This is a genomic window from Rhodopirellula sp. UH5, from assembly GCF_056839225.1.
Genome location: NZ_CM166390.1, coordinates 2558654 through 2582455 on the forward strand (window position 1 = coordinate 2558654; position 23802 = coordinate 2582455).

Below are 23802 nucleotides of genomic sequence, written 5' to 3' on the forward strand. Positions count from 1 at the left end.
GTGCAGAAGACGGTGTTTTTCACTCTGAATTCAGGTGGCAATCACACCTTCCCCTCTCGCAGACAAGACCATCGTCCTGCGGGGGAGAATTCAACTCGCAGTTGCGAATGAGCTAGGTCTTGGTCGCCTGAGAATGTTCTGCGTCTCTGATTCGCAGGATTCGCTTGGCAACCTCTCGCTGCACCTGCGAGAAGAACCCGGGCGACTCCAATCGGAATCTGCTCCGCTGCCATGGAGCAGAACCCCAAACACTAAAACAATTGCCCGGGCAACGTGGAATCCTCAAGGTCCTCTTCATCGGGGATATTGGAGAGGATGAGCGGCTGAGCGCTAGCACCGACATCGGGAACTCGCTCGCCCTCCGCTTCGTTGCGAATGCTTTCACGACCACTCAATTGATTGATCACCTGCAATGCGTCGAGTGCGGAAATGCGGCCATCTCCGTTGACATCAAAGAAGTTGGCGTCGTGTGGACGCGGCCCGTCGAGGTCAAATTCCCCACTGCCTCGCGTGAGCGCGTTGATGACCAAGAGTGCGTCTAAAGCGGTGGTCTTCCCATCGTTGTTGACGTCATAGGCATCGTCGGGATTCGTCCACACGGGATCGACGGAGGCGGGTTGCAATGAAAACGCCAAGATGCCGTTGTCGTCTTCGTCAATGTCTCCCTCACCGCCGTCACGTCCGGTCAAGCGAACCCGATCGGCAAGGAAATCGACCGACTCTTCGGCTGCGTTCCCGAACTCAGCAAAGTAGGGGTCCAAAGGATCGACAAGGTCATTCACCGTGTAGATCAAGTTGATCGCCGCGTCCCCCGGGGTGATCAGTTCGACAGTCGCGTTGGCACCTGGCGGCAATCCTTCCACCGAAAACAAGATTCGACCGAGAGGAAACATGCCTTCAACGGTCTCCGAACGGAGCGGCTTCTGTGCGGCGATGTTGCTGAGTTGTGTCCCCACACCGCTGATCAACGTCACCATGCCCCCGGCAGTTTCGATGGATGCCACGTGGCTCTGCAAGTAGTCAAGGATCCCGTCTTGGTTGGCATCCGAACCGGCGAGCGAGTTGATCTCGAGGTCGTTGCGGATGCCGTCGTGGTCAATGTCATCATTGAAGCCGATTGGTGTCAACGAAACATGGTTGGTGGTTGTCATGTCGACCAGAAACGAACGAGGCGTCGAGATTCCGACTTCATCACCAAAGTCAGCGACAACACGGTAGAGTCCGATCGGCAAATGGCTGAATTGGAATCGGCCGTCGGCGTCCACGGACAGTGTGTGTTCGAACGTGCCGTCATCGCCTTCATCGATCATGACCATCCGATCCAGCAAAGCAGGCTCCGAGTTCTCACGCCGACCATTGCTGTCTTGGTCGACAAACAGCTCTCCGGAAATGGATCCGGTATCGAGCACCTCAATCGTGACCGGTCGTACCACGCTGGCAATGCCGTCACTCAGTTCAACCTCAAACGTGTAGGTCGCAGAGCCTTGGGAAACGGTAGGCGTCCAGCGAATCACCCCGTCCGCATCCATGGTGACACCATCGGGTGCACCGGAAAGTGAATAGGTGAGTGAATCGCCATCTTCGTCGGTCGCGATGATCGGAAGCACCAAGTCAAATGTCTCGACAACCCGGACAGTTGGCGTCGGAACGAACACGGGAGCATCATTCACCGCAGTCGCCTCGATGTCATACACTTCCACTCGCACAAGATCGTCGTCCGGGTCATTGGGATCACCGACGTCCGTCGCCGTCAGCGTGACCATGTATTCACCGGGACGACCGTATTGATGATTGACGTTGGTTCCGGATCGCAACGCTGTCCCGTCGCCAAAATCCCAGAGCACTTCGACCAAGTCCGAATCCGTGATCACCGTCGATGCGAGGAAGACGCCGTCTTCTAACACCGTGGACGGAAGGCTGGTTTGAATGAGGGGGGCATCGTTGACCACCACGATCTCGATGCCCTGTTCCAGGGTGCGTCCGTCTGCGTCGATGATATGAACGGTCGCGTTGTAGATGCCTTCTTCGAAGTACTGATGGGTGAGCATGGCAGTTGCGGAGACACTGCCAAGGGAGACATCGACGACCTCGACAAAGTCTTGCGCGGACGTCTCGTCACCCCAGTCAACGGAGTAGGACCAGGTGGTCCGGTTGAGTGTCCCGGCGAGATCCACGATCGAAATGTTGAGTTCTCCGCCTTCACGATTTTGTGTGAACTCAGGCAGCGAAGTCACCGACAATTGCGGCACGCTGTCTTGGACGGTGACGTCAAAGGAATCTGTCACCGTGGATCCGTCCGCGGTCATGGCGACCGTGACCGTGTAGAGACCTTCCGACGAATAGAAGGTTTGCATTTCAAACAGGCGATTCGATGCATGCTCGAATCGCTGGACGTCGCCGTTTCCATAGTCCACCACGATGGTGACGGCATCGCTGCCAGGATCCTGGACAAGTTGCCGTGTGAGGTCCAGTTGGCCTTCCGAGATGACAAGGTCATCGCCCACTTGCAGCACCGATTTCACTTCCTCGACGCGGATGACGGCGAAGGAGACAAACTCGCGGTTGCCGTTTGCTGTGACAGTCGCCGAAACCGTGTAGACACCCTCGTCCAACGGGGTGAAACGGAAACCATTCGCATCTCCTGATTCATCACGCACGGGCCCGCCGCTGACAGTCCAGGTCAAGTCACCTTCAAGCTGGAGATCAACCTGGACGTCCACCGTGTCGCCTTCCAGGGCACTGCTCGGCGAGGAGAGTTGAATCGCTGGTGCGTAAAGGAAGTTGACATCGCCAAGCACCAGGGGCACATCGATGTCCTCGACGTAAACGGTTGGTGATTGGATCACACCAACGTTTTGTCCGCCGACCAGGCTGATTTCCACTTCGTCCGTCGGTGTCAAAAGGTTGAATCGACCACGCGAGTCGGTGACAGCCTCGTAGCCCGCCAAGTTTGCAACGTGCACTCGCACGCCTTCTGTTGGACGACCACTGGTGTCTTTCACCTGCCCTTGGGCAAGTCCGAAGCCACCAACGATCGGGAGCGAAACGGTGGTCGATGCACCGCTGGCGTTGGTCGCCGTCAATTCCATGTAGAAGATTCTCCCCACCGCACCGTTGGTTTCAATCTCCAGTTGGTTCCCGTTGATTGTCGCTCGCAGGTCCGAGTCGTTGGTGCTCTGCATCGTGAAGACGAGTGGTCCGACTGGAGTGTCCCGAAAGAAATCATTGAGCGAATACGAGCGGGCGAAACCATCGCCGTCCCCGAGCGTCAGCGCCGTAGGTCCAATGTAGATTGGCGATGCGCTGGCGTCTTGATGCAAAACACCCCCACGATCATCGAACGCCGTGAGCAGCAACTCACGACCGTGGGAAGTGAGCGTGGTGCCGCGAACATCGAGATGAACCAGGTGGTCCCCAAAAGCTCCATCGACCGGTCGGACCACCAGAGCGTCGGCGGTCAGCAAGCCTCCTTCGACACCGGGGGAGATCACGGCGGTGATGGATCCGTCGTCCGGACGGAAAACTCCCAGGCTCTGCCACTGTGGTCCAAGGCCGTCCTGCGTGCCCACGCTCGCTGCCCGTTGATTGACCGCGATGTCCTTCCCCGCGATGGAATAGATGGCGTTTTCCGTGTGGCTGGCGTCACCATGCCACCGCGCAAACACTTCGTATTCAACGTTCTCTGCCAGCCCATCGACGGACAGGTCCACTCGCTCATTTCCGTTGAGGCTGGTTGTGTCCAGGACCAGGTACGTGCCGCCTTTGGCTGCGGGATCGTTGACGACCTGCCAGGGTCCAGTCGCATTCGCGATCGATGCGTCCGTTCCAGCCATCGTGGTCAGCGTTCCCACATCGATTGCCGCGACGTTGTTGGTACCAAGTGTCTGACCCGAGACATCCAGGATCCGTAATTGCGACAGGCTTCGAATGGCGTCGAGATCCGCGACCTTGTTCCCCGACACGTTCAGGTAAACCAATTCCGTGAGATCCTCCAACGGAGAAAGGTCCGAGAGAGCCCCTTCGCTTTGGTCCGCGATGCTGAGTGCTCGCAGGCTGAGCAGTTGACTCAGTGGAGAAACCGATTGAATGTGGTTGCGATCAAGATTCAGGTACGCCAGTCGCGTCAACCCAGTGGCGCCGAAATCCCCGGGCGCCAGGTCTTCGATCGCGTCCACTTCCAGTTCATTTCCGGAAAGGTCCAAGAAGATCAGCCCGACGAGATACTCAAGCCCTTCGAGGCTCTTGAGTCCAAGATTGGAGAGATCCATTTGCGTGATCGAGCCGAGATCACTGGCGTGAACCGTGGTCGCGAAGGCTTGGTCACCGCCGGGCAGGGAAATCACCTGTGTGCCGAGTTGTTCCGCGATTGCCGCGGCCAAGGCGGGTTCGCTGAGGCTGACTTCCCCCGGTCCCAGGTCGACGGCTGAAATCCCAATCACGATTCGAGGATCACGCCGTTGCAGTGGCGAACGAGAATCGCTGAACCGCTCCTCGGGAAGTGGACTGGCGATTGCGTCGTTGCTCGCGGCATCTCGTAGTTCAAACAATTCATCGACCAGAGTGTCGTCGCCACTGTCACCATGGATGCGATCTTTTCCGTGACCACCGATCACCACGTCATCGCCGTCGCCACCATGCAAAAGGTCGTCGGCGGGCAGATCGTGTGCATCACCCAGTCGTGGGGAGTCGATTTCGAGCTGGTAGCTCGTTCGAGTCGCGATGCTGTCGGCGATCCGCGACACGCCGATCAAGTACTCGCCAGCGAGAAGGTTTCGCAGGTCCAAATGCTGGAAGTCCTCCGCGATCATTCGACCGGTGGAATCAATCAACTGTCCGGAGACTCCCAGCCCGGTGTCACCCAAGAACAGGCCGGTGTCACTCGAGGAATTCATCGGCTCGAACGCGGCCTCGCCATCGGTGAAACTCAGTTGCACGACCAGCGAACGGTACCCCTGCTCAAAGAGATAGCGGAACCGTTCGATGTCTGACGTCAGGTCAACGATTTGAAGTGCAGACGTGTCATGGACCGTGAGCGTACGCTGGATCACAACATCTTCTGCGAGTTCGTCCCCCGTGATCACAAGGTCGTTTCGACCACCCGCAATCTGGATCTTCACGGTTGCGGTGGCGGGGCCGCCGCCGTTCAGGTTGACTTCGATTGGCGAGGCTGATTTGTCGGGAACATCAGCTGCCCACAACCGGCCCCCGAACACGTTGTCGGTTCGATAGCCCTCCATGACCACGACGCCACCACTCACCGTCATCTGCTCAAACACTCCCGATGTTTGGGGTGTCTCCACAAACTCTCGCACCTGTTTGACCGTGGAGTTCGTGACATGGAACGTCGACAAACTTACCTTCACTTCCCCAAACGCTTGCTCTTGCGATTGAGTTCCCAGCAGCAACTCATCGCCGTCCATGATGGCGTCCGTCAGGAACACATAGCGATCGGATTTGACACTTGATTCTGCGACCCGATTGCCGTCCTGGTCGATGGTCGTCAGACGCAGTTCACTTTCGCCGTTGTTGCCAACGGTCACCAAGTTCGAACCGTCAGTGAAGGTCCGGAACATTGCATTGCCCTTGGTCGCCATGGGCACGTCAATCTGCGAGATCGCCTCGACGCTGGAACCGTCGTAAAAGTAGACGGTACTTTGAATCAGAAAATAGACGCCCGAATCAGTCGTTTGGAAGCCATACGCCAAATCGATGGAATCGTCTGAACTCTCGTGCAACGGATCGATACGGGAACCGTCCGTCACGTAGACCCCAAATCTGCCTGACGACTTATCGGACGCAGCAAAGATCAATTCACCACTGGAAGTTGTTGAGAAATGGCCGTCAGGAATGCGCCCGAACTGATCACTCAATGTGGTGGGCGACGTCTGCCCAGCCTTGAGCACCGACAACTCACCACCGTCTTTCAAGAAGAGCGCATTGGAGGTTGCTGCGAAGGGCAATTGCCCGGACCGCTCAATGACACTCAACTCCGTCGAACCATCGCTTTCGAAACGGATCACCGCCAAGACTGCGCTGTAGGTGCTTTGCTCGATCGCGTTGAAGTAGAGATCGCCATCCAACTCGATCAGATCGGAGTACGGTTGAAGATTCAGTTGATCGGGGTTGCCAACCGGCTTGGTTTCCGTTCCATCGGTGACGAAAAAATTCACCGTCGATGATTCTTGCAGAAGTTCGTAAACACTGGTCGCGAACACGAGTCGATCACCAATTGGTGTCAGATAACTTGGGTTGGCGGATTCCGGTCCAGGGATCGTTTCATAGGCCAACCGTGTCCCCGCAGCGGTTCCATCGGTGACGAACAGTTCACTGTCTTCGTCGTCTTTGGCCGCCACGAAGAAAACGCGGTCTCCGAATCCGTTCCCTGCAGGGACAGCTGTCAATTCCTCGGGGTAGCTGAGCGGGAGACTTGAATCGACGGTTGTCGCCGTCGCCGAACCACGCAATCGTAGTTCCGCGATGTCGATGCTCGCAGGGTCGTCGAAACGAGCCAGCAATCGGGAGAGATCAATCTCGTAGACTCCGCTCTGACCGGAATCAATCACCACACTTGGCACGTTATCAAACGCATCGGATCCGCGAATGATCCCAGACGCACCTTGCGTCGCCGAGTCCGTTCCAAGAATGTCAGGTGTCAACCGGATCGAGTCGCCGACATTCCCATCGCCAACGGTTCGGAACCGATACCAGTCGGTTTCGATGTCGGACGCAAGCGTCGAATCAACTTGAAGCAACCCTTGCGAGTCACGGGCGACATCGCCAATCCCACGGATCGAATCGTTGCTCAGACTCACGACCAGTGATTCATCGGGAAGAGGCACGCGGCGTTGACTCCCCGGGACCACATACAAAATCCCGCCCCCCAAATCTCCCGCTGAGGTCGTCGCTGGTGGATCGGCGAGGATGAGATCATCGATGCGGTCCCCGTTCAGATCGATTGCGTTTCCGCCGGCCAATCCAAAGTTGTTCGAGCCGGTTGGTGCTGAAATGGACGTCACGGAAGTGAGACGTTCGACATTCGAATCGATGGAACGAAGGCTTCCCCCATCGATCGCATCATAAAATATGTGTGTCCCGGCCAGGGAGGAACCGGAGACACTGAATCCAAGATCCTGCTCGCCGTTGCCATCGAAGTCACCGATCGCCACGCGGGCGTCCAGTAGCGTGCGTCTGGATCCTGGCAGGGGGGCAAACGTGACAGCGGCCTCGCGGGCAGCGAAATTGTTATCGCCCGTCAATTCTTGTCCGGTGTAAATCAACAACGCCCCGGATCCAACTCCTGGGTCCGCCAAATCACTGATGGCAATCACATCCGCAAAGCCATCGTTGTTCAAATCGCTCACCACCACAGGGAGCTCGGCATTGAGGGCACCCTGATTTCCCAGTTCGGGATGGTTGGGGTCGCGAAGGCCCGCCGTATCGGCCGCCAGTTGCAGAATTGGCGAAGTCAGCTGATATCCGAATCCAAAGCTTCCGCCCTTGTGAAGGTAGGTGCGTGAGATCACCACCTCGGGATCGATGTTCCCGTTTGTGCTGTATTCCCAGCCTCGAGGGACAGTGGTCACGACGTCATCGAGTCCATCGCCATCAACATCCCCAAAGTCAAAGAACGCTTCTGGCGAACTGCCCGTGTGCGTGACCGACGCAGGATTGTCAAAGTGCGATTCCGCAACCGTCGTCGCATCCTCGATTCCCGATCCAATGAGGATCAGATAGTCTTTGTTTCCAGTCGTATTGTTGATGACTTGTTCATGGATTTTCTTCCCGTCCAAAACACCGCCGTAGTTCACACTTGTGATCCCGTGGCGGATGCTGGGCTCCTGGCTGAAGACCGCGAGGTCGGCGAACTCATCCTGGTTGAAGCGAATCCACGCCGCTTGAATTGGCACATCGAGCGCTCGATCCAGCGATGCAAGTTGCTTGCCGAAGAGGTCGAATTGATGGTCCAGATCCTGATACTCGAAACCGCCCATCGGGATGGCAAACAATTGGGAAGAATTCTGTGTCAGGTTGCTCCCGCTGATCATGTTCACGCTGGTCGTTCCCTCCGTTCTCGCCAGATCAGTGAAGCGGGTGACAGCGTAGGTCAGATCGTCAAATCCATCGCCGTCGACATCGACGGGGCCGTTGAGCCATTCGACACTTCCTGTTTGGGGATAGTTCAGAATGTAGTCGGCGGCGTCACGGATGTCGGATTGGTCACCGAACAGAAAATTCGGATCGACGTGGCCAAGGAACACATACGCTCGTGTCGCGCCCGGGATCACAAAGTCGTTCCGACCATCCGCGTTGATATCACCCAACGAAATCACTTCACCAATCATCTCATCACGGCGTCCGCCCTCGATTTTTGCGGCCGTCTCCACAGCAAAGCCCGCGTCATTCAGGCCGACCGTTTGGCTCGGAGCCAGTTGCAGTGCACTTCGGTCTGCCGTCTGGTACTCCAACCGCTGGGAAGGCAGTGACGGTCCCGACGTTGGCTGAGTTAAGATCTCGTTGTCGACAACCGAAATTTGATAGCCACCGAGTCCATACGGAAGTTGCTGCGGAACCTGCCCGTCCTCGAAACCCAAGTAGGCAAACGAGAAGATGTCCGCGGAACGTACCGTCATGGGACGATCCTTCAGCGAAACCAGAACCAGCCGGGCTCGCGTTGTGTGGTAGTGGGCGCGGACATCGCTTCCCAGCCCCAAGTTTTGGAGCTCAGCATTGAGGTCCGCGGCAATCGAGCCACCGGCTTGTCCGGAGGAGACATCCACGCTGATCGTCACGGTGGGTTGACCGGAAATATCCAATAAGAAACGGGCGGTCACGGTATTCCCCGGTCCGATCAGGTCCAGCCGTGGTGCCGATCTCGCGACAATCATTTGACCGACCGGGTTGTTGATCCCAATTAAAAACACATCCGGCTGTCCGGCGGTCGGCGTGTAATTGCCGGTTTCCAAATCCACCAATGCTGGGATCACCTCCGGACCTCCGCGTCCGGTGGCTCGATTGATGTCGCTCCAGACGCCCTGCATTTCAAACTCGTCGAAGTCAACGATCAGTTCGTTTGCCGTGAGCGGATCACTCGCGGCGGAGGCGGGGATGACGTACCAGTCACCGCCGTCGCCATCGTGCAACGTCAGATTTTGAAGCGAATTGTTTTCGAACTGGACAGGCGTCGCAAAGGCGGGTGCGTCATTGAATTGCCCCTGCCCAGCAACAACTTCCAGGCGGTCCCAGATGAACTCCGGAGAAGCGATCATGTCACCGACGATCAAGTCATTGCCTGCGTCGCCCTGAAGATTGTCGTTGCCACCGCCGCCGATGATCTGGTCCAGACCTCCGCCGCCAAGGATGACGTCGCCATAGGGTGAGCCAACCAGCACGTCGTTTCCAGCGCCCCCACGAAGAATGAAGTTCGCCACCGCACCGCCAACTTGCCGGTCGCCCGGAGAGATTCCATAGGTTTGTCGTTCGTCGTTGCTCCCATCGAGCAAGTCAAACTGAAACCCGGACACGTTCACGACATCGTCACCGAGGATGCTGTAGGACGCTTCGTCCAGCCTGACTTGGTCGGCGCCGCTACGAGTATCAAACTCAGTCGCCTCGATCTGTCGTGCGCGGTAACTGGCCGAGTGAATCACGAATTCGTTGCCAACGGTCTCAAAACGCTGGTTCGCCGTGTCCCAAACCTTGGCGGCCATTTCCCAACTGTTGAGCAGTGGCTGATAACGCAGGGTGACAAAATCGGGGACCGGACGTCCCTGCTCATCAATGTCTCCGCCCAAAAACAACACCCGGTCATACCCCTCGCCACCTTCCAGTTCATCTGCCAGCGTCAATTCCAGTTCACCGACCTCCGACGGAATGATCTGGAACACATCGTTGCCATCGCCGCCGATCAGAATGTCGGAAGCAGCTCCGTCGACGCCACCTGTGATGATGTCGTCGCCATCCCCACCAATCACCCAGTCTTCACTGGGGCCGCCCCGAAGGATGTCGTCCCCCGGTCCACCGACAATCACATCACGGCGAAGGAAGGTGTCGGATTGCGATCCCAACTGAATGCGCGCGACGCCCAGAGCGGTGTCACCACCCAAGTCGATCCCCAGGTTGTACGACGTGGGGCTGCCGTTGCCGCTGCGAACACGAATGTAGACTCGCTGACCGACCGGATAGGATGCGGTGTTTCGAGTCAGAGAGGTCCGGGAGGGGCGGGTTGGATCCAGAGTCGCCACTTGCGTTTCGAGAGTTCCCAACAACGCGAGTTCGTTGATGCCCTCGTCTTCCACATGCTCATACAATTCAACTTCGATGTGGTCTTCCGCGGACAATGAATCCACGACGATACGAAGTTGTTCCGCAGGTGTCATGCCATCGCTGACGAACGTGAACCAGTCCACGTCGGTTGGGGAATCAAGCGTCAAGTTGGTGAAGTAAGCGGTTTCGCCGAATCGCGATGGATCACCCGCCTCCGAATCGGAGAGCTCATAGGCCTGCGAGAAATCATCGACGTCACCGAAAACATCGTTGCGTGGATCGGCGTCCGCGATGTCGACGAGGATCGCGGTCCCTGCGGAATACTCCACAATGTCATCGCCTTCACCCGCCGCCGTCCAAACCGTTTTCTGGACCGTCGGCCCGACAAAGACTTGGTCGTCGCCTCCGCCCGCATTCACAATGATCGCGGTGAAATCTCCTTCGGGTGGCAACAGATCCCCTGACAACTCAAGCGTTCGCGCGGCAAGTCGTCGAGCGTCGTCGTCAACGGCGTTTCGGATCTCCTCCAGCGAATGAACCAGATCGCTTGGATCCCAAACCAAAGAACCATCGGGATTGGTGGCGGCGAAGTCCAACCGCACCTGAGCATCGAACGAGAAGAATCCGTTGTTTTCGGTCAGCCGTGTGATCAGATGATGATTGCCGAGCAATCCAGGCTCGGTGACAAAGTCCACCGAAATGATGTCGTCACGTTCGGTCCCTCCGTAGTACCAGACAGAATCGTTGTTGCGTGCATATTCCAGCCATTCGTCGCCAGCCGGAACACCAAAGTTCTCCAGCGGTTGACCGTCAACATCGTGCAGCGTGTCGCCGCCGGCGCCGCCGTACATGAAATCCAGTCCCGTGCCGGCAAACAGAAAGTCATCCTGGTCGCGGCCGAGCATCCGGTTCAGCCCGGTGTCTTCACGGGTCCCATTTTCATCGAAAACCCCATAGTCAGGTCCGCTGAGATGGGTTCCATCACCAGTCGGATCACTCGACCAAGCAAAAAGATAGTTCACCCCGAGCCCGCCAATCAGATCATCGTTCCCACCACCCGCGTACAAATGATCCTCATCGATTGACATTCCGTCACCGGAATCGCCCCACAGCCGATCGTCACCGCCAAGTCCAAACACCTCATCGCTTCCAGGACCGCCATCGAGCCGATCGCGACCAGCCGACCCGGTCAACGTGTCATCGCCCGATCCACCCTGAAACACACCGACCCAATCACGACTGCGTGCAGCCAAGTCGCTGGTATCAAACGAGGCCTCAAAACCGATGGTGTCATTCCCACCCAAGCCATTGATTTGATACTGCTCCACCAGGGTGTTCCCGTCGGAATCTTGGATGCGAATGTCGACTTGTCGAAGCGGTTGGTCGCCAATTTGGTAGTTGACGATCGCTTGATCGCCGTTGCCCGCGAGGGTGATCACGTCGTCTTGGTCCGAACCATTGATGACGATGATGTCCGTCGAATTGTCCAATCCAAAGGGTGACTCATCGGGCGTGTCCGCGAATCCGCCGTCCATCACATCCAGGTCGTCGCCATACTCCACGGCAACATCCAGCCGCAAGAAGTCGATTCCGTGCCCGCCGTACAACCGATCGTCACCGTCATGACCTTCGAGTTCGTCCACGTTTGCACCACCGAACAGCACATCGTTTCCGCCACCGCCTTGCAACAAGTCGTCGCCAAAACCACCCACGAGCAGGTCATTTCCGCCAAAGGTTCGGAAGTCATCATTGCGTTCATAATTGCTGCCGGCGAGAGCGTCCCCCAGCAAACGGTCATCGCCGCCCCCGCCGATCAAAGTGTCTTGCCGAAGATTTCCCAGCAGTTCATCTCGCCCTTGGCCGCCGTCGAGGTATTCGCCCGGCAAGCCGACCTCGCCCATCAACTTGGTCGGCGCGTAGGCCCACAACACATCGTTTCCGTCGCCACCATAGGCCCGTTGACCAAACGTTTCATGGACGCCCAGGACATCGATGCCAGCGCCGCCGAGGATGAAGTCATCGCCACCGTCGCCGTAGCTGAAATCAATTCCCGCACCGGCTTCGATCCGGTCGTCACCATCGCCGCCGCGAATCACATCGCTACCCGGCGAGCCGATCAAGACATCCGCGCCGCGTCCACCGTCGATGTACCCGTCCCCACCCCCCGCTTCAATTCGGTCGCGTCCGCCGCCACCGAAAAGGAAATCGCGATCGTCGCCGCCGATGATCCAGTCGTCACCGTCTGCGAGTGAGCCTTCCAGTGGGCCGCCCACCGTGATCGCTGGCACAAGCATTGGGAAATCGAATGCCGAGTCACTGGCCACGTAATCGTTCGGCGTCACCAAACTGACCAGCAATGCGCTGCGTTGATAGATCCTGAGTCCACCCCAGATCACATCCACCCCCGCATCGCCGCGAAGCGTGTCGCTGCCGATCCCACCAACGATTTCATCGTCACCATCGCCGCCGCGTACCAAGTCGCTCCCGCTTCCCGCATCAACGAAATCATTGCCGTCGCCGGCGATGACGACATCGTCTCCATCGCCAGTGGAGGCCCAGTCATCGCCGCTTCCCAGGTACACGTTGTCGTTGCCTCGACCAGTCGTCACCCGGTCATTTCCCGCACCAACGGTGACTTCGTTGTTCCCATCCCCGGCATCAACGATGTCGTCACCAGCACCGGTCAGGATCGTGTCATCACCACCACCCAAGGTGGTGACCAGGTTGTTTCCGTCGCCCACATTGATGTAGTTCGAACCGCTGCCGAGCACGTCAATGATGTCATCACCGGCATCGCCGAAAATGCGATTGTCGCCGCCTCGGTCGGTCACCTGCGAACCTGAACGTTGACTCGCACTGGACACCTTCGCCGGAGGTCGCAAGTCGATCAGGTCGTTCCCATCTCCGGCATCGACAATGTCAAACCCGGATCCTGTGAAGATCACGTTGGCACCATTGCCCGCGTCGACCACATCGTCACCGCTTCCAGTCCAAATCTGGTCACTCTGATCCCCTGTCGTGACACGGTCATTGGATTCGTAAGTGAACACCCGTGTGATTCCGCTGATGTCAGTGACCACGTCGATCCCAGCGGTGCCATGAATCACATCGTTGCCGGCACCACCATCGAACGTGTGCGCGCCCACATCGGCGACCGGTTGAAGCGTCGCGAAGTCGGGGTTGTCACGGGTCGTGACGGCACCAACCAACAAGTCATCGCCGTCGCCGCCGAACAGATCATCGCTGCCGGCGCCGCCAAAGAGTTCGTCATTCTCGGCTCCCCCGCGGAGCACGTCATCGCCTTCGCCACCTTGCAAAAAGTCGCGGCCGATCCCGGTGCCATCTTCCGACTCGCCGTGGAGGATGTCGTTGCCCGCGTCACCTGACAGGATGTCATCGCCGTCACCGCCGAAGAGAATGTCGTTTCCTGCATTACCGCCGAGATAGTCGTCTCCGTCTTCGCCGTGAATGCGATCGTTGCCGGCGTTGCCCTGCAGTTGATCGTTTCCTTGACTGCCAAAAATCGTGTCGTTTCCGGCACCGCCATCGATCAGGTCATTGTCGCTGTAATAGAACGTGACCGCCGATTGTCCCGGGGGAGTGATGGTGCGCCAGTCGGGCATGCCGGTGCCTTCACCGATCAACAGGTCATTTCCAGCACCGCCAAAAATCGTGTCATCGCCTTGGCCGCCGTAGGCCGTCAGCGGACCTGCGCCCCCGGTGATGTCGTCGTCTCCGTACCCGCCATGGACAGTCACTGGAAGAACAAAGTTCTCTTCGATGAAGATCTCGTCATCTCCTTCGCCGGCATCGATCCACACACGCGTCACACCGCTGAATTCCTGGTCCGTGCCGAAGCCCGTGATCACGGTCTTGCCGTTGTCTTCGTTGGTGGAGACAAAGATGACGTCATCGCCATCGGACAGGTCGCCATCTTGGCGTTCCGATGACTCGGGACCGACGTGAACGATCAACGTGCCATCGTCGGTCAAGCGACCGAGGATGGGGTTGGCAGGTTCGGGCCGAGGAAATTCATAGTTGACCAGCACCTTGGGTCCGAGCCGAGCTTGCACGCGAATCCCAAAGGCTTTCGCGTACGCAGTCAAAGCGACGTCCAACTGCCCGGAGGCGTCAAAGATCCAGAGTGGCCCCAATGCAGGCGCGTTGCCAAGCTGTATGTTCTCGTTCAGTTCGCTCAACCGAACCTTCCCGTCCAGGTCAGGATCGTTCAGGTCCAACACCAACGCGGCGCCCAGTTCGGCCTCGACTCCGGCTTTGGCGACCGCCAAGTTGATCTCGCCTCCAGCGGTCACCGCGAACCGGAACGTCATTTCGGGACGATCGGCATAGATGGGATCCTCGTTCTCATCGATGCCGACTTGGCGATAGTCGTCCAGATAAAACCCATCCAGAAGGTCCACTCCCTGTCCCGTCTCGGCAAATTTCCGGATGCCTTGGGTGTCGTAGCCGAAGGCAAAATCAATGATCGCGTTGAACTGGCCACCGAAAGTGATTTGGAAACCTGGGAAGACCGGCACGCCAATGTTGAAACCGAATTCGGCTTCCAGTGTCGGCGCTTGAAACTTCACCAGGTCAACGTCGTTGCCAAACAGCAATCCAATGGCTGAAGCGGGATCTTCAAAGATTGGAAAGCGAAACTTTCCTGGTTGGGTCGTCGTGCTGCCACCGCTGGAAATGTTCGTCGTCTGCCTCGGCAGGTTCCGCAAGTACTCCGCTGACTCGTTGGTCGCTTGCTCGGCTTGGGCCAGGTAGTCATCAAAATTAACGCCAGGGCTGCTGGCGTCCTCGGTGACCACCGCGTCGCCGTTCGCGTTTGTCGACACGCTGAAGTTGCCCAGCGGCAGGATCAGCCCATCCGCACTCAGAGGCAGGCCGACGATCGCGTCGTTGACACTGATGATGGCGTTGACAAATTCGGCGACCGTTTCACCACCGCTTCCGAACGCTCCAATCAAGTCCACAAAGGTTGTTGGCCCGATGATGTCCGACAACACAGGAATCGGTTGGGTCAATTTGTCGATCGTGGGCTGCAGCGGTTCCAAGAAGTCTTGAACTGGTCCGAGGATGGGCGCGATCACATCGGCCACGAAGGAACCCAGGTCCAGTCCCGCATCCGTGATGCTGAAGCTAGGCGAGGTGATCGAGCTGATCACATCGGCAACGTTTCCGCCGGACACCGCTCCAAATTGAACATGCAGGTCCGCAGTGATTCGGGGCAACCCTTCGGTCGATGTGTTCAGCCCCGTGTTCACATTGGCGTGCAGGCTACCGACGAACTCCGTCGCGACCGTGATGCCAGCGAAGGCGTCGGCGATATTCGCCAGCGTGTACGTGTCCGCTGGAAAGTTGATGCCAAAGCTTCCGCGGACGGCGTTGATCGCTTCCTTCGAGGAATCCAGCGGATCAATTCGTGAGGCGGCGAGTTGGTCGGGTGTCAGATCATCCGCATGGAGCGCGGTCAGCCCCACATCCAGAGGTCCCAATCGTCCTTGGGCGACCAAGCGGTCGATCCCTGCATAAAAGTCGACTGCCAAGTCGTTTCCGTCACCAAATGTGACGAACGGACCCTCGTCCAAGTCGATTCCGATCCCAACGTTGAAAACAAACCCCGCCTCCAGCGACACGTCGCCCTCGACGTCCAAACCCAGCACGCTGCCGCCGAGATCCAAGTCGATCGGCAGGGGACGACTGGCACTGGCAACGCCGAGGCTGAGGTCGAATCCCAGCCTCCGATCGTTGCCATCAAACGTCGGCAATCCGATGTCAGCGACAGTCACCGATCCGTCGCCGTTGCGATCACGAATGATATTCAACCCATTCCCGCTGACTCCAGGTCCCAACACCAAAAAGATTGCGTCGGCGACCTGTTGACCGATCTGTGGGTTGTCGTCAAATCCCTGGTTGAAAGCATCCGCCATCGGCCCGACAAAGGTGTCCACGAAGTCAACGGCGTCCGCGATCGCTTCGCCGATCAGGGGAACCGGAATGCCAAGGATTTCATCACCCAGGTAGCCATCGATCGATTCGAACAAACCTTGCAAACCGGCTGCCAAAGCCGCGATTCCGTCGCCCAACGAAAGTCCGTTGATCGCGTCGGTGATGTCGGGAATGGACAGGGCGTTGCCCGTTTGATTGGTGATCGGCGTGTCAACGAGTTGGGTTGGGAACACGAAACTGTTCAGGTCGGTCCACTGCAACTGCAACTGCGAGTCCGTCCCCAGGATGCTGGTCGGCAAATCAACGCCAAGGGCGGCACCCTGAGCGACATTCAAGTGGCGTTCAAAGTCGGAAGGCGACAAATTGGGCAGTGTCTTGAAACCGCCTGGCCAATTGCCAGCCTCGATCGAGATCCCAACTGGCTCGGTGGAATCCGGACCGCCATCAAAGTTCAGACCATCCCGATCGAACGCAACGCGGCCACCAATGATCGCGGCGTCCAGCGAGAGAATCGACGTCGAAAAGTTCAGATCGTCTGCATACAGCCTTGCCTCCGCAAACACACCGCTGGTGTCATAGACACGCACGGCATCGTCGAAGTCAGCACCTTGCAACGCGTTGACGTCCAGCCCCAGGTGCGCCCGCAAGGCCGCGCCAGCTTCCACCCCGACAACCCCGGAGCCTTCGAAATCAACAAAGTTATCCAGCGTCTCGAAGCCCTCGATTTCGGACAGGTCGATGTTCAGGGCTCGAGTGGTCGTGACATCGTATTCCAGGTCCAAGTCGATCCGGATCACGCGGTTCTCGGGCTCCAACCGCAAATCAAACTGATGATCTTCCAGACCCAACATCTGCACGATCTCCGCCTCGAGCGCGTTGAGCAGTCCGCCAGGACTGTCCTGCAATTGCTCGACCAGGTCGGCGACGTCCTCCGCCACGTTCAGGATTTCGGACAGCGACGCGCCGATCAGTGGCAGCGGTTTGTCCATCAAATTTTCGCCGCTGACGTTCTCGACAAATTCGACCACTTTGCCGATGAGTTGAATGATGTCTTGGACGGAGACGTCTGAGAAATCCAGGAGGTTGCCCAGGTTCTCCGATGTCAGTGAAAAGTTTTCCGGTTGCAGACGAACTCGCGGATCGGCGGTCAGAATGTTGTCCCAAACCAAGTCGATGCGAGGGATTTCATTGGGATCGGTGGGCTGAGTGTTCAAACCGGCGACATCGACGATCAACTCGCCGCCGATTGCCAGGTCGGCGTCCAAGTGCAGATCAAGGGACGTGAAGGGATGAATGATCGCGTTGCCCAGATCCTGGAGTGTCAAAAAGTCTTGTCCCGCCGGCACGGGAACGGTCAAGTCCAACGAACCGGAGAAGCTCCCGTAGCCGTTGCGGATTTCGGCGGAGAGCAACTGGCCGATCGCAGCAGACGCTTGGATATTGCTGGCCGTCGCGGCGAATGAGGCGTGCAACGTTGGCGGCCGCGTGATCCGAACGTCCAGTCCACGAGTGGTCTCACTGGTGGATCGCAGCGATGCACCGACCAGCCGCCCCAAGCCATTGGCATCAACCCCGATGACCCCCAGTTCAATCGGCAACGTCGACATCGCTTGACCACCGGAGTGATCCAGCGTGACCGAGAAAGGTGCCCCAGTTGGTTCTGTCGTGCGGTCAACGATGACGAACCGATACAGCCCATGACCAACTCCCGAGTCGGTTCGTTGCAGGGAGGCCTCCACGACCACGATTCCGTCCCGCATGACCCGGAACTGTTCCGCGTACCTACGCAGCGTCATTTCCGGATCATGACGCAGCAAGAGGTTCTCTGTGGTTCCATCTCGAAGAGACAACGTCACCGGAACCGTGCTTCCCGCTGCTGTTTTCTCTGCCAACTGCTGAGTTCCAAAATAGGCAGCCAACGTCGTCGACGGGTCAACGACCGAGGTTCGCAGCGGCGGTGTCAATAATTGACTGATGAATCGACCGTCACCATCATCGTCCACTGAATCCGGGAACAGTTCGGCCAGCGCGGTTGCCAAGCCACCGGTCCCAAAGTCAATCGAAGTGGAGACTTGGTCCGTGGGCGATCCGCCGTGGGTGATTTCAATTCGTCCGTTGACCCATTGAGCGCTGACCGGATTGAGCCGATTTTCTTGCACGGTCAGTGCAGCCAGCAGCGTTTCAAATTCATCGTTGGCATCCAGCGGGCCAATGGTGACGGGAGCAAGGACGATCGGGTTGGATGCATCACCGGACTGAAAGGTGATTTCGGTTGTGTCGCCATTGAACAAAGGATGGTCGATACCAAAGACTTGCCCCAACTGCAAATTTGTCTGCCGATTTGACTTTGCCAGAGAACCTGATTTGATCTCACGCGGCACGTCGATCGATTCGCGAATGATGCTGGGATCAATGTCGACCAGTCCCATTTCGCTCAACAGGAAGCCAAAGCCCGATACGGAGGACTGCAAACGCAGCGGTTGATCCCCCTCCGCTTGATCGCGAACGACCAGTCGGTCACCAAGCAATCTCGCTGTCAACTGGGGCTGATCGCCATCAACGATCGAGATCATCTCAGCGAGTTCGTCCAGGGTGGTGGTCGTTGTCAGACCGGACAGGGTGATCGTGTGCTCGGCCCCCGTCGAGAGCGTGACGATCAACACGTGATCATAGTCGGTGGGGTCCTCCCAACCGTTCCGCTGCGTGATCAACGACAACGGGGTTTGTCCGTTGATGGGCGGTTCCGCATCACTCGAAATGGCAGGCAGAATTCGGTCTCCAGTGACCCACCCGTCTCCGTCGGCGTCACGTCCAAGCGGGATGAACTGCGCTGGCCAACGACTGCCCGTTGAACCGGTTTTAAAACCGATCTCAAAAACGGCTTCCGCAGACGACGACGTTGTCAAGTCACGCAATTGAATCGCATCGTTTTCATACCAGGCTTCCAGAATCCGTTGCCCATCTCGACGAAGGGTCAACTCGTTCAGCGCATCCAAGAGCGTTGTGTCGGGCAAGTTGCCGAACGCCACTTGGTGGATGGTCCCGTCGCGGAGCGTGATCTGCAGCGGTGCTGCATCGGGTTGATAGCGAGCCGCTGCACGCTGGGAATTCGAATGGATTTTATCGACATCCTGCATCAGCAAGGCGTCATAGCTCGTGACGGTTACCAGTCCAGTCGGTGAGAAGGTTTCTAGTGAGACATCCCCGGCTAAAAACCGGACCACGGTATCTGAAACGGGATTCCCGCTGATATGGTCGTCGTCCGGGATGGAGATGTATTTCAAGAACATGCCCTGAAAGAGCGGGTCCAGTGTCTCGAATGCGAACGTGTTTGGACCCTGGGTGTGGTCGAGGATTTGCCAACGTCCGTCACGCACGACCAGTTCGGCAACGGTTTCACCAAACTCATTCACTGATCGAAGCGACGCGATCGCCTCGTCGATCGTGTAGCGATCGAGATCTCCCGGTAAGCTCAGTCGGATCACCTCGCCACTGCGAATTCGAAAGGAGAGCGACTGATTCGTGAGTTCGTGTCTCTGAAGGCCCAGCCGATCAGCGATCACCTGCATCGATGTCCAACCCGGTACATCGACATCAACGTCGACGTAAACTGCAGGCGGCTGAGAGTCGATGTCGTACTGCGTGGCCGAGTGCAGAGAGCGGCCCGAGATGAATCCGTTTTGATCCACATCGATGACCGCCCCGTCTCCCAGAAGCCAAGCAAAGACACCTCCGCCAACGGTCGTGTCCGTGATGCGAAATCCAGTTCCACCGGCCTCGAACGTCTTGTCATGGATGAGCACTCGATCATCGCGGATTGGCAGGGTTGCAAATGACTTGACGTCCTCATCGATCTCACCAACGCTCAAAGTCCCCAGCACGTCCGCAAGACTGGTGGACGCATCAATGACCTCCGTGAAAACGTCGAATGATTCGCCGTTGGAAAGCTGAACGGTCGCTGTTGATACCGAACCTGCCCAGACGGGCGAGGACTCGGTAGACGCGAGTGACAGAATCGAAGCGTTCAGATCAAACGATGAGTCGGGGCTGGTTGGCAGAGCAGAGCGGATGTCTCCGATTTTCAGTTGGTTGGCCCCCGCGACCGCGGTCGCCGGACGCACAAATTCACGAATCAGTTCCGACCCGTTGCCCCGCCATTCGAGCTTGAAATCGTTCCCGGGCTGAGGGTCGGTCAGGTCAGTGATCACCAACTGGTTGTTATCGAAATAGGCGCCCGACTTCCATTCTCCATCTTCAAAAATACGCAAGTTGCCCAGAAGCTGCCCAATTGACATTTCGCTGATCGGCCCGAGATCGATTCGGTGTGTCGACCCGTCGCTCAGCGATAAAGTCAGGTCTCGAGAGTCTTCTTCCAGCCCCTCGATATCGAGAGGAAAAAAGTCGGCCAACTCCTGATCAGAATCAAACAATCCGTGCGATAGGTTGAGCGGCACACTGGTGGGGACGCTAAAGCCGGGGGATGTCGGTTCAAAAAGTTTTTCCCAGATCCCATCCATCGACGTGACCTCGGTCGCCGCGATGGTGGGTTTGTTGTACCCGAGGTCTTGCATGAACCCGACTGACAAAGCCGTGACGCCAATCGGCGCGACAAGATACTCCCCGATTGCGCGGGTCATCGTTTCGCCATTTCTCGCGAACGTTGACGTGTCCACATGAGAAACGCTGGAACCCGAGTCGTATGGATCGGGTGCATAGAGTTTGACTGGGCCCGGGCCCAATGGATTTGCGGCACTCGCGTTGGGGCCATCGAAGAATAGATCGTCACTGATCAGACTGTCAGCGCGCTCCGCGTCGCTCTGCATAAGAAGGAGGGGAGTTCCGTCACCACGGACCAGATAGCTTTCGAAGATCGAAGGTGAATCCTCAATCAAAAAGTTGCCAAACTTGTCGATGACTTCGAGGAAACCAAGCCCGTGAAGAATCTCGTGCGTCGCAACTTTGAAAAGCCCGTATCGCCCAAGGTCGGATGGACCCGAAACGTCATGATCCCAGTTGATGTCCGAGAGGAACGTCGCGTTGACCACCGGTCCCGACTGCAACTCTCCATCGATCATGACGGGTCCCCCGTTGAGGTAGTTGGCCAAGTTTGAAGAGTAGGTGATGTTGTTGAGCCCATTGTTGAACGTCTGTCCAACCGCAAAAGCGGTCGGGCCAGCGGACGCCAACGGATTGGAACCGGCCGGATCGGGGTCTCGGTAGCCCACACTGATGGTGAAGGTGTCGTAACCTGGCACCGACGCGAAAATCGATTCCATGTGATCGGCGGCCGCTTCGATCACGAATCGCCTGGCTTCACCGAGCGTCGTTGCCCAAGGCACGTCGGCATCGCGAATCGGCGTTGAATCAAAGAAGCCAAAGTCCGAATCCTCGGAATCGCGATACTCGATTTCGATTTCGACTCGGTCCGCCCCGACGGTATGATCGACCACGACAAAACGATTGTTCAAACTCTCATAGGGCATTCCGACCAGAACCGTGGGTTCGTACTCCAAGGTCATCAGGACTTCGCCGTTGTTGTCGTCGACGACCGTTCCTCGCTCCAGCCACTCACCGATGGTCACCCATGGGTCGATCGTTCCCATGTTAGCGCTGACGATTCTTCCGTCGTGCAGGGTGACGTCCAACATTTGTTCTTCGTTGGCCAGATGCGTCAACCCAAGCCGATCCAGGATGGTGATCATGGGTGTCCACAGTGGAGCGTCCCGGATGAAGTCACCGGTCGGATCAAACCGCTCTGAAATGACATCGATGATCTCACGCGTATCGGATTTCAAACCGATTTGAATCTCGAAATCAAACGACAAGTCCCGCGAGATCGTCAGTCGGTTGTCCGTCCCGCTGACACCTGGTGTCATGCTGATCGATGCAATCGGTGAGTCCTCGCTCCCGGCCAGCACATCGATGTTGGCTTGCCGGACCAGGTCCTCGGGATTCCACGCCAACGCGACGTCGATCGTGATCGTTTGGTTTTCTGCGTCGTAGGTGATGAAGTCGCCCACGCCGCCCGACAAAGAGGGGATCAACTCCTGCAACTCTTGAATCGAACCAAAGGCCGGCAACCCATCCCCCGTTTTCAGGAATTGCAACACGCCGCCCGCGTAGGCGTCGGCAAATCCGGCAACCTCGCTCAACGAAACGTCGTCGCCCAAGGGCAGCGGGTAGTTCAGCACATCCCCCGCTTCCCAGGCGCCAAACACGGTCCCCAGCTCTTCCAATGTCGACAGGATCGAAGTCGCATCGATCGATCCGAAGCCGGTGATTGCGCCGGCGTCGTAATCCGCTCCACGAGGAACTTCCAATTCCAATTCCGGCAGATCGGAGTCAAACGGATTCGTGTCCCGCAACGTGAACACAGGCAGGAATCCCCTGGTATCAAAACCAGCCATTTCAAAATCAAATGGCAGACGCACTTCGATGCCACTGCCAATGACCTGTGTGTTCAATCCACTGAATTCATCCGAGAGCGAAAACCCGCGGAGGTCATCGAGTGAAATCTCGCCCCCAAACAAATCGCTGGTCCCCAGCCGCAATCCAAGGTCGGCGCGGATGCTGCCTCCCGTCACGCCGCCGGACAAGAAACCCGACTGCGCAGCAAAGTCGATCGGGATGTTGGCTTCATCAGCAATACGAAGCACAACGTCGGGAATCTTGATCGACACCTCTTCGACGGCGTTGCGGACCACTTCAAATGAAAAGTCCTCCAACGACAGATTGAATGGCAGGGCGGTGGCCAATGCGTCACTGTCGACCGCATCCAACAGACTGTCGGCGCGAGACAGGATGGGTTCCAACAACGCCGCGATCGTGCTTTCGATTTGCTCCTGCAGATCGAAGTTCAGCTTCACCCCCTGTTGCCCAGCCGTCAGCCCCGACACCGACTCCAGAAAATCAAATTGGTTGACCAGCTGGGTTGCGGTGGCGGTCGGGTGACTCTCCAGAAACGTTCTCAGTGGCTCTGCAATGTTGGTCTCGAAACGATCCGCGAGTGAAAACAACGACTGCACGGTGGAAGTGTCGATCAACGTGCTGCCCGCAATGCTCTCAGGCACCAGCGATCCCAAGTAGGGAATTTCAGCCGCCAGAGCAGGCGCCGAGTTGATTGCCGCAACGACTCGAGAGATCTCGTCGACGGCCTGACGCAACCCCATGGCAAATGAGTCCACCGTGTCGCTCCCGTACTGGACCGCCGCATCAATGGTCTCCGCCGCCTCGCCAAGCGGGCCTTCCCCCTCCGCCGAGACCTGAGCAAACAACGCCCGCGGACCGATCGCCTCCAGGCCGAAATCGCCGGCCAGCATCCGACGTTGCTCCAATTTTTCGGTCAGCAACCGACGCCGTTTCAGGGCATCGCGGTGGTGTTGGCGTGAGCAGGAAGACGTTGATTTGGAACGGATCATGGTCGGCCGCGATGAAGAGAATGGGGCAAGCACTGCCACTCATCCTACCCCCTCGGGTGCCCACCATGCCCCCTTTGCTTAAAATGATTGGAGGTGTCGCGGGCCACGAGAACCTTTTGACCAGCAAATCGGCACACTGCTATCGCACCCTCGTGAAAATCTC

The 23802-nt window shown here is 57.6% G+C and carries 1 protein-coding gene; it reads right to left on the bottom strand.

The window, feature by feature from the left end:
• Window positions 1–251: 251 nt before the first annotated feature.
• Window positions 252–23639 carry a PKD domain-containing protein gene (locus UH5x_RS09280; protein ID WP_482635493.1) on the bottom strand — a complete coding sequence of 7796 codons (23388 nt, stop codon included), beginning with the start codon at window positions 23637–23639 and terminating at the stop codon, window positions 252–254.
• Window positions 23640–23802: the final 163 nt, after the last annotated feature.

Coding starts and splice junctions, on each gene's coding strand:
- UH5x_RS09280 (WP_482635493.1), bottom strand. CDS start 23,639: ATGATCCGTTCCAAATCAACGTCTTCCTGCTCACGCCAACACCACCGC.